The organism is Nocardioides sp. (genome assembly GCF_036274455.1).
GTDB lineage: Bacteria > Actinomycetota > Actinomycetes > Propionibacteriales > Nocardioidaceae > Nocardioides.
Genome location: NZ_DASUFR010000023.1, coordinates 1 through 9,571 on the forward strand (window position 1 = coordinate 1; position 9,571 = coordinate 9,571).

The 9,571-nt window shown below is 72.8% G+C and carries 10 protein-coding genes; 2 read left to right on the top strand and 8 right to left on the bottom strand.

What is annotated here, in order from left to right:
- On the top strand, positions 1–361 hold a 361-nt coding region (locus VFV89_RS02070), incomplete at its 5' end, for an amino acid--tRNA ligase-related protein (RefSeq protein WP_329704232.1).
- 36 nt (positions 362–397) lie between these two features.
- Here the strand turns inward: VFV89_RS02070 and VFV89_RS02075 are convergent.
- Genes VFV89_RS02075 through VFV89_RS02095 form a run of 5 tightly spaced genes read right to left on the bottom strand, consistent with a single transcriptional unit; the run spans position 398 to position 4,954 of the window.
- A complete protein-coding gene (locus VFV89_RS02075) occupies positions 398–1,519 on the bottom strand; it encodes an oxidoreductase (RefSeq protein ID WP_329704233.1) in 1,122 nt (373 codons plus the stop codon).
- 46 nt (positions 1,520–1,565) lie between these two features.
- The gene (locus VFV89_RS02080) at positions 1,566–3,233 is read right to left on the bottom strand and encodes a VanW family protein (protein ID WP_329704234.1); all 1,668 of its coding nucleotides are present in this window, start codon (positions 3,231–3,233) and stop codon (positions 1,566–1,568) included.
- Between the two features lie 22 nt (positions 3,234–3,255).
- Positions 3,256–3,603, bottom strand: a complete 348-nt coding sequence (locus tag VFV89_RS02085) for a hypothetical protein (protein ID WP_329704235.1) — start codon at positions 3,601–3,603, stop codon at positions 3,256–3,258.
- Between the two features lie 17 nt (positions 3,604–3,620).
- Complete coding sequence (gene mshB, locus VFV89_RS02090; RefSeq protein WP_329704236.1) at positions 3,621–4,547, bottom strand: N-acetyl-1-D-myo-inositol-2-amino-2-deoxy-alpha-D-glucopyranoside deacetylase; 927 nt, start codon at positions 4,545–4,547, stop codon at positions 3,621–3,623.
- Positions 4,544–4,954, bottom strand: a complete 411-nt coding sequence (locus VFV89_RS02095) for a (deoxy)nucleoside triphosphate pyrophosphohydrolase (protein ID WP_329704237.1) — start codon at positions 4,952–4,954, stop codon at positions 4,544–4,546. Before VFV89_RS02095 ends, mshB begins: the two co-directional genes overlap by 4 nt.
- 24 nt (positions 4,955–4,978) lie before the next feature.
- On the opposite strand from VFV89_RS02095, the gene VFV89_RS02100 reads away from it, so the two are divergent.
- The gene (locus VFV89_RS02100) at positions 4,979–6,013 is read left to right on the top strand and encodes a hypothetical protein (protein ID WP_329704238.1); all 1,035 of its coding nucleotides are present in this window, start codon (positions 4,979–4,981) and stop codon (positions 6,011–6,013) included.
- A 119-nt stretch (positions 6,014–6,132) separates the two neighbouring features.
- Here VFV89_RS02100 and VFV89_RS02105 read toward each other — a convergent pair whose 3' ends face one another.
- The 3 genes from VFV89_RS02105 to VFV89_RS02115 form a co-directional block, all read right to left on the bottom strand.
- Positions 6,133–6,945 (bottom strand): thioesterase family protein, encoded by an 813-nt coding sequence (locus VFV89_RS02105; RefSeq protein WP_329704239.1) that lies wholly within the window; start codon positions 6,943–6,945, stop codon positions 6,133–6,135.
- A 25-nt stretch (positions 6,946–6,970) separates the two neighbouring features.
- Positions 6,971–7,789 carry a glycoside hydrolase family 16 protein gene (locus VFV89_RS02110; protein WP_329704240.1) on the bottom strand — a complete coding sequence of 273 codons (819 nt, stop codon included), beginning with the start codon at positions 7,787–7,789 and terminating at the stop codon, positions 6,971–6,973.
- A gap of 9 nt (positions 7,790–7,798) precedes the next feature.
- The coding region (locus VFV89_RS02115; RefSeq protein WP_329704241.1) for a DEAD/DEAH box helicase at positions 7,799–9,571 on the bottom strand (1,773 nt) is incomplete at its 5' end.

Consider the following 9,571-nt stretch of genomic DNA (forward strand, 5'->3'; position numbering starts at 1 on the left):
CGAGCACGGCAGCGACTTCGTCGTCGTGCACGGCTACCCGACCGCACACCGGGCGTTCTACAGCCACCCCGATCCGGACGACCCGCGCTGGTCACGCTCCTTCGACCTGATCTTCCGCGGCCTCGAGCTGGTCAGCGGGGCACAGCGGCTGCACCGCTACGACGACTACGTGCGAACCCTCGAGACTCGCGGCTACCCCTACGAGCCCTATGCGTCCTACGTCGAGGCGTTCCGGCGCGGCATCCCGCCGCACGGGGGCTTCGCGATCGGCCTGGAGCGCTGGGTGGGCAGGCTCACCGGTGCGGCCAACATCCGCGAGGTCACGTTGTTCCCGCGGGACCTGCACCGGCTGGCTCCCTGACCGGTCCCGGTCGCTACTTGTGCCCTCCTGAGCAGCTCAGCGCTTCTTCAGCCCGTCCAGCAGCGCCACCCGACCATCGGGACCGGAGGCCCAGCAGGCGCCGTCCCCGGTGCACTCGACCGCGTCGAACGCGCCACGGTGCACGGCCTTCCAGCTGACGCCGCCGTCGAACGAGACGTTGGTGCCGGTCGGTCCGACCGCGATCACGCCGGTGGAGGGACGGCCGGTCGCCGCGGTGGGCGGCAGGAACGCCGAGCCGGAGCGATAGCCGCCGAGGTCGCCGCCGGCGGTCCACGTCGCACCGCCGTCGTGGGAGAACGCCGAGGTGTGCTTGCTCCGGTTCGGCTTCTCGAAGTCGCCGCCCACGGCCACCAGCGTGCGCCGGTCACGCACGGCCAGGGAGAACACGCCGCCGGCGTCGCTGCGCACGACGGGCGTGTCGGTGACGGTCCAGGTCCTGCCGCGGTCAGTGGTGTGGAACACCCGCGCGGCAGCGCCGCCACTGGCGATCCAGGCGTCCGACGAGCCCGCGGTGACCAGGCAGGTGCCGCTGGCGGCGAAGCCGAACTCGCCCTTCAGGGCGGGGGGCATCCCGGCGGCCGGCCGCTTGGTCCAGGAGCGTCCGCCGTCCTTGGTGTAGATGGTGCGGAACTTGCCGTGCACCGGGTCGCTCATGGCCAGCCCGTGCCGCCGGTCCCAGAAGCCGACGCAGTCGTAGAACGCCTCCTTGGAGTGGTTGCGGAACCCCTGCTTCCAGGTCCGCCCGCCGTCGGCGGTGCGGTAGATCCGCGAGTCTCCGCCGGTGCCGATCGAGAGGATCACCGCGTGCTGCTCGTCCCAGGCCTCGATGTCGCGGAACTCGAGGTCGCCGGTGTCGCCACCGGGCGAGACGTCGGTCCAGTGCCGCCCGCCGTCGACGGTGCGCAGCACGGTGCCCTCGGTGCCGCTGACCCAGGCGACATGCCGCGACACCGGCGCCAGCCCGCGGAACTGCGCGTCCGAGCCGGTCTCGAGGTCGCGCCACGAGAGGCCGGTCCCGGCCTGCGCCGGAGCCGGTGCCAGTGCCGTCGCAAGCGCCAGCGCGGCGAGCGAGGCCAGCAGGCCGAGGGAGAGGAGGGCGGTGAGCGGGCGCGTCGTCGCGCGAGATCCCGAGATCATGTCCAGCAACCTACGCCCCGCTCCGGTCGGGCCGGAGCGGGAGGGGCTACTGCGCGGGCGGAGGCTGGCAGACCACCGCGGGCTGGGGCTGGTAGGTCGTGGTGACCGTGTCGCTGCGCACCGGCGTGGGGTCGCCGACCCTGGTCACGGTGCGCACCAGGTCGACGGTGAACCCGTCGGCGCCGGCGCTCGGCACGCAGCCGGGGTCGGCGCTCGCGACCGTGGTGCGCGGCGTCGGGGCGTAGCGGCCGCTGGTGGAGGCGGCGACGTCGAACTCCTTGGTCGACCACACGTCGACCACCACCGTGCCGGGGCTGCCGGGTGCACCCTGCTGCAGCCTGGCGGAGAGCAGGACGCCGTACGACGAGTCGTTGCGCATCTGCAGGTCGCTCGCCGCGTCCACCATCGCGTCACGTCCCTCGGGCAGCCCGTCGGTGTAGGTGGGCGAGGCGGTCCGCGCGACGTCGGTGAGGCCCGCCAGGAAGCCTGCGTTCCAGACGGCGCTGGCCAGCCGGGTGCCCGAGCCGCTGACCATGCCCACTCGCGCGTTGAACGAGAACGTCTCGCCGGGCTTGAGCAGGGCGCCGGAGAGGCGGTTGACGGCGTCGCTGAAGGACGGGCCGACCGTGGACGGCACCGGGACGGCGTAGCTGGCCACCGGCTGGGCCACGCCGAGCTTCGTGGCCTGCTTGGTGGTGAACGCCGCCTTGACCTTCGTCGCCGCCTTCACCGTGACCGTCCGTGCGGCACCTTCGGCGGTCACGCCCTGCAGGAACGCCGCCGTGACGCCGGGCTCGTCGTAGGTCTCGCCCTTGACCGCCGGGACCACCGCCGGCCCGCCGCCCGTCATCGTCACCGTGGCGTCGACGGGCGTCGTGTCGTGGGCCGCCGGGTCGACGACTGCGGCGAGCCCCGCGGCGTCGACGTCGAGCGCGAGCGCACCGTCCTTGTCGACGATGCTGAGCAGGTCGGCGTACTGGCGGGGCTGGAGAGTGACCTGCGACCCGGCGAAGGCCAGGGTGACGGGTCCGGCCATGGCCGGGTTGGCGATCGTCGCCAGGGCGGTCTCGAGGTCGGCCTGGTCGACGTCAGGCTCGCTCAGCAGCAGCGGCAGCCGCACGGACGTGCTGCCGGCGCGGTAGGCGTCGACGAGCGCCTCGCGGGCGTGGTCGTGGTCGATCGCCACGCCGTTCTGGGGCTTGGTCAGCGCGATCTCGCCGCCGTGCAGCGAGATGCCCGCGTCCCGGGCCGGCTGGCCAGCCTTCTCGTCGAGCAGGTCGAGGAGCGCGTCCATCCTGCGGTAGTCGACGTGGACGACGGGGGTGACCTGATCGCCGCCGGTGTAGTAGCGCCACAGCTCGCGCGGGTCCCAGCTCCGGGGGCCAAGGGCCTTGGCCACGCTGGCGACGTAGTCGATGGACAGGCCGGCGTCCTCCGGTGCCACCTGGGTGGCGACGGTGCCGACAGTGACGGTGAGCGGCTCCTGGCCGTGGATGCGCAGGCCGTGGGCGAGGGCCGTTGCGGCCGTGGACCGGTCGCGGCCGCCGATGTCGACGCCGGCGACGGTGGTGCCGCGCGGCACCCGGCCGCTCGCGCCGGCGTAGGCCGCCACCCAGCCTCCGGTGGCCATCACGAGCACGACGAGGAGGATCAGGACCACGGCCTGTCCGCCTTCGGCCTCATGGCCGATCCCGCGCCGTCTCGCACGCCTCACGGGTTCACTGTAGGAACAGGAGTCACCCCGATCGTGGCTTTTCGCCGGATTGTCGGCGAGCGGGTCGCGGCAGGGTGGCGACCGCGATGCACAGCACGACCAGCGCCAGCCCCAGCACGGCGTACCCCTGCGCGGTCGAGGCGATCAGGTAGTCGCCCTCGCCGCGGGGCACCGCGGTCAGCCCGACGGTGCCCACGAAGCCGAGCGCCAGGGGCAGCCGGGTCGCCCAGCCGGGCGGTGTCGCGAGGACCAGGGCCAGCACCGCGGCGCCGGCCAGGACCAGCCCCCACCACCACTGGTAGACCGCGACCGTGCCGACCGCCACCGCGATGCCTGCCAGGAGGGCCAGCGGGGCCAGCCGGAGACCCATCTCGCCTTCCCGGTGGGTCAGGGCTCGATACCGGAGAAGATGTCGGCCTCCAGGCCGTCGTGGCCGAGCTCGCCCGGCTCGCCCTTGGCGATCCGGAAGTACTCCACGCCCCACATCTGGTTGCCCTCGTTGTTGGACAGCGCGAAGAACGGGCCGTCGAGGGTGATCTGGGTCGGGTAGGAGCGCAGCGCCTGCATCTTCTGCTCGAGGTAGGGCGAGCCGTCGACAGCGGCGCTGAGGTCCTCGTCAGGGGTCACGAACGGCGGCAGCGGACCGTCGGGGTCCATCCCCTCGAAGCTGGTGGTGTCGCCCGCCGCGCGGATCGCGCGCAGGCTCGCCCGCATCCGGCTCTCCGACATCGAGATCCAGTAGATCTTGGTGATCTCCCACGGCTCGCCCAGGTCCTTGCGGTAGGACCGCACTCCGGCGAGCTGGGCGGCGTACATCGCGACCCGGTGGGCCTGGATGTGGTCGGGGTGGCCGTAGCCGCCGAACTGGTCGTAGGTGATGAGCACCTGCGGGCGGAGCTCGCGGATCACCGCGACCAGGTGGTCGGCAGCCTCGGTGAGGTCGGCACGCCAGAACGCGTTGTCGTGGAGGGTGTCCGCCGCAACGGCATAGCCGTCCTCGTGCCACTGCATGCCGGAGTCGCGGTAGGCGCCGAACCCACCGAGCCAGCGGTGGTCGGTGACCCCCAGCGCCCCCAGGGCATCGGCGATCTCGCCGCGCCGGTGCTCACCCAGCTTGTCCTCCTGGTCGGCGGCGAGGTGCACGAGGTCGGGCACGAGGATCTCGCCCATCTCGCCCGCGGTGCAGGTCACCAGGGTGACGCCGGCGCCCTCGGCGACGTACTTCGCCATCGTGGCGCCGGTGGTGATCGACTCGTCGTCGGGGTGGGCGTGCACGAGGAGCAGGCGGCGGTCGGGGCGGGAGGGGTCGCTCACTCCTCCAGCCTATTGAGGTGCTGCGACAGCTCGGCGAGGAAGGGCCGGTCGGCGTCCAGCCAGTCCACGTCGCGGAGCTCGGCGGGCCCGAGCCAGCGGACCAGGTCGTGCTCGGTCGGGCTCGGCTCCCCGTCGTCGAGCGCGGTCAGGGCGACGCGCAGGACGTACCGCTCGCCGACCGGCTGGTCGCCGCCCAGCCACCGGCGCACCCTCACCCGGACGCCGAGCTCCTCGGCTACCTCCCGGACCAGCGCCTCGGCCTCGCTCTCCCCCGGCTCGACCTTGCCGCCCGGGAACTCCCAGCGGCCCGTCACGTCGGCCGGCCCCGTGCGTCGCGCAGCCAGGACCCGGCCGGCCCGAACGATCGCGGCGCCGACGACCGCCTGCCGTTCCACGCCCGGGGCCACGAGCAATGACCCTAGATTGTGCTGGTGACGTCGTCCGCGGGCACACCCGGCGTCCACCTCGTGCGGACCGACGAGAACGTCTCCGAGATCGACGCACTTGCCGAGCGGCTGGGCGGCCGGGTGGGGCTGCCGGGGCTGCTGCGCGACCTGAACCGGCGGGCCCGGCGGACCCTCGCGCCCGGCTGGGCGGTGCACCGGGCACTGACCTGGGATGCCGCGGACCGGCGCGACCCGCGGTGGTGGCCGCAGGGCATCTCCACCTCGGCCGACGCCTCGGACACCGAGGACGTCGAGGGTCGGCGGATGCTGGTCGTGTCGTGGTACGCCAAGGACGGCCAGGGCTCGCGGCTGACCTTCCTCGACCTCGACCGCCGCCGCTACCGCCACGTGCTGCTCGTCGTGCCTGAGGTCCGCGACGGCGCCGTAACGGTCGAGCCGCTGGCCGTGCACGCGGGTGGAGTGGTGTGGCACGGGCCCTACGTCCACGTGGCCGCGACCGCCCGCGGGGTGCACACGTGCAGGGTCGACGACCTGATGCGGATGCCCGAGCGGGGGCTGGTCGACTCGCTGGGCTATCGGTACGTGCTGCCCGTGCGCTTCTCCTACCGGGCCGTGACCGACGACGGGCTCGAGCGGCTGCGCTACTCCTTCCTGTCCCTCGACCGGGCCTCGTCGCCGCCGGAGCTGGTGGTCGGCGAGTACGGCAGCAGCGCCCAGACCCGCCGCCTCGCCCGCTACTCGCTGGACCCCGAGACCCAGTTCCTGGCGGTGGGTGAGGACGGCGTCTCGCGACCGCTGGTGCTCGACGACGGCGGGGTGGTGCGGACCCAGGGCGCGGCGGTCGCGAACGGCCGCTGGTACCTCACCGCCTCCACCGGACCGTGGGTGCCGGGCTCGGTGTACGCCGGCCGGCCGGGCGACTTCCGGCGCTACCGCTGGGCCACGCCGATGGGTCCGGAGGACATCGCCTGGTGGCCGTCGACGGACCTGCTCTGGTCGGTGACCGAGCATCCGCGCCGGCGGTGGGTCTACTCGATGAAGCGGTCGAGGTTCGAATAGGCGCGCCGTCCGGGGGAGTTTCGTCGGTCAGCCGACGGATCTCTCGGCGGGACGGCAAACCTTTGTCGTCCCGCCGTGAGATTCGTCGGCCAGCCGACGAAACTCCCCAACTCGCCGACTCAAGCCGGGCGCGGCACCAGCGCTAGCTGCCGGCTCTGCGCGACCAGCCGGCCGGCGGAGTCCCAGATCTCGCAGTCCTCCTCGAACATGCCGCCAGAGACGTTGCGGGTCTCGTGGCGCACCTTGAGCCAGCCGGGCTCGGGCCGGGCGCGCACGTGGACGGTGAGCTCGAGCGTCGGCGCCCAGCCGGGCATCCCGAGGTCGAAGGTGACCGGCGGCAGCACGTCACAGACGGCGAGCAGCGACAGCGGGTCCGGCTCGCGCCCGTCCGGCCAGCGGAACCAGCCGGCGATCGCGCCGGTCATCCGCGGCGGGGCACCCCAGACCGTGTGGCTGGGGTCTATCCGGAGGTCGAACCGGTCCAGCATCGGAATGAACGCCTTCAGCTCCGGCGCAGCGTCGGCGGAGCCGGGGCACTCCTCCGGCGGCGGCAGCGCGGGCTCCCGGGCCCGGGTGCGGGCCTCCGGCGCTCGCTGGGCGAAGCGGCCGAGGTCGCCACACGTGGCTAGGGCGGTGAGCCGGGTGACGCCTTCCTGGACGACGTCGACAGCGGCCGTGGCCACCGAGCCGCCCTCCCGGCGCACGTCGACGTCGACCACCGCGGGGCCGGGCGTCGACGCCGACAGGAAGTGGGCGCTGACAGCGACCGGGTCCGGCTTGGCCGGCAGGGCGGCGCGCACCGCCTGGCCGACCACCGCCAACAGGTAACCGCCGTTGACGCCACCGCCGACGACCCAGCCCGGGGCCAGCTCGGCGGCGTACCGCCCCTCCCCTGACGGCGTCACGGAGGTGAGCCGGTCGAACTCGTGCATGGGCCCAATTGTCCAGGGAGTCCGGTCAGGCGTAGACACGGACCCAGTCGACGACCAGTTCCTGGGGGTAGGTCAGGCTGGCGGGCACCTCACCACCCAGCACACCGCCCATGGCCAGGTTGAGGATCAGGTAGAACGAGCGGTCGAAGGGCCACGACCCGTGCTGCTCGACCTCGGTGCGGGTGACCCGGCCGTACTCCTCGCCGTCGAAGTACCAGACGACCTTGTCCTGGTCCCACTCCGCCGCGTAGGTGTGCATGTCGGCGCTGAGCAACGAGTCGCTGCGGGTGTCGGCCTGGAGGAAGAACGGGTCGCCGTCGTGGTCGGCGGCGTGGACGGTGCCGATGACGTGGGTGTTGTCGCGGCCGGCGTACTCCATCACGTCGATCTCACCGACCGCCGGCCACTCGACGTCGTCGTCCTCGCCCAGCGCCCAGAACGCCGGCCAGGTGCCGGCACCGCCGGGCATCTTCGCTCGGATCTCGAACCGCGCGTGCTGCCAGCTCTCCAGCCCCTTGGTGGTGAGCCGCGCGGAGGTGACGAAGCGGTACCAGCCGTCGGCGCAGTTGCCGGCCTGCTCGAGCGCCGAGATGACGAGGTAGCCGTGGCCGTCCGTGTGCGCGTTCTCGGGGTTGTCGGTGTAGCACTGCTTCTCGGCGTCGGTGGCATCGGCGAACTGCTCGAGCCGCCACCTGGCCGGGTCGGGCGGGTCACCGTTGGCCCCGTCGAAGTCGTCGCTCCAGACGAGCCGGCGCTCCGGCTCACCGGACGCGTTCGAGCAGGCGCTCGGGCCGGCCACGGCGAGGCAGAGCGCCGCAACCGCGGCCCCCGCCCGTCGTCGCACGGGGGAAGGCTATCCGGCGACGCTGGTCCGCTCGCGCTCTTCGAGCGCCTCGGTGAGCAGCGCGACAAGGGCCTCGAGCTGGATGTCGACCGACGAGCCGACCTCTTCGTCGGAGCCGTCGAGCGCGCGGGCCGCGAGGCCGGCCTTGCTGTCGATGAGCTCGGCGATCTTGGTGTCGATCGTCTGCGAGGCGATGATCCGCCAGGCGGTGACCGGCTCGGCCTGGCCGATGCGGTGCACCCGGTCGATGGCCTGGGTCTGCTCCGCGTCGGTCCAGGAGAGCTCGGCCAGGACCACGTTGGAGGAGATCTGGAGGTTGATGCCGACGCCGGCCGCCATCAGCGAGCAGATGATGATCTGGACCTCGGGATCCTCCTGGAAGGCCTTGATGTTCTCCTCGCGGGCCTTCGGGGTCTGGTCGCCGCGGATCTCGGCGTAGCGGATCCCGCGCCGCTCGAAGGTGTCGCCGGCCAGGTCCATGACGTCGACGTGCTTGGCGAAGAAGACGACCTTGCCGACGCTGCGGGCCAGCTGGGCGGCGTAGTCGGCGGCCAGGCCGGCCTTGGCCTGGCCGATGCGGCGCAGCATCGTGAAGACGTTGTCGCCGTCCTTGGTCGTGGTCGTGGTGTCCTCGCGCTCCCACGTCGCGACCCGGCGCACCAGCTCGTGGTCGATGCCGTCGATGACCGAGCCGCTGCGGCGGGTGGCGATCGCCATGTCGTAGCGCTCGAGCAGCCGGCGGGCGAGCTCGCGCTCGGCCTCGCGGATGCTGCGCCCGATCTCGTCGTCGAGCTCGACCGGGAGGTCGGCGATCCGGCGGGCGGGAATGTCGGCGGCGACGTCGACCTTGCGGCGCCGCACGATGCCCATCTCGACCACGCAGTTGCGGGCCGCCGGGTAGAAGCCCGGGTCGGCCGGGGTCAGCCCGGTCTCCTCGAGCTTGTCCATCAGCTTGGCCAGCGGCTTCTTGTCGTCGATCCAGCCGAGGAACTCCCAGATGGCGTGGAAGTCCTCGATGTCGTTGATCAGCGGGGTGCCGGTGAGCGCCAGCAGCAACGGCCGGGCGGTGCGGGCGCGGATCTTGTCGGAGAGGCGTAGGACGTTCTGGGAGCGCTGGGACTGCTTGTTCTTGATGAAGTGCGCCTCGTCGACGACCATCGCGCGGAAGCCGAACTCGCCGAGCCAGCCGACGTGACGGTCGAGGATCTCGTAGTTGACGACGACGATGTCGGCGAACCCGTCGACGTCGTCGCCGTCACCGTGGATGACGGTGACGCGCCGGTTGGGCACCCACATCTCGGCCTCGTGCGCCCAGTTGCGCTTGACGACGTTGGGTACGACGGCGAGCAGCGGGAACGCGTCGGCGGCCTGCGCGGCGAGCAGCGCCTGCGCGGTCTTGCCGAGGCCCGGTTCGTCGGCCAGCAGGAACGTACGGTGGCCGCGCGCCGCCGCCTCCAGCAGCCGGGCCTGGTGGGGCATCAGCTCGAGGCCCGGCGGCAGCCGTACGGGCGTGGTCGGCTCGGGCAGGTCCATGCACGACGACGCACCGGGCTCGGGGTGCTCGAACGCGTTCAGCAGCGGCTCGATCAGGTCCCACCCGGCGAGACGCTGCTCGCGCGGCCGGCGCTGCGGGGCGCCGCTGAAGTCGGGCGCCAGGAACGGGTTGGCCAGCTGCGCCCGCACCACGGATTGGGGTGCGACCGAGCGCTCCGAGCGTACGGACGTGGTGACCGGCTGAGGCGGCGCGACCTCCGGGTCGGGCTCCAGACCCCCCGCGACCTG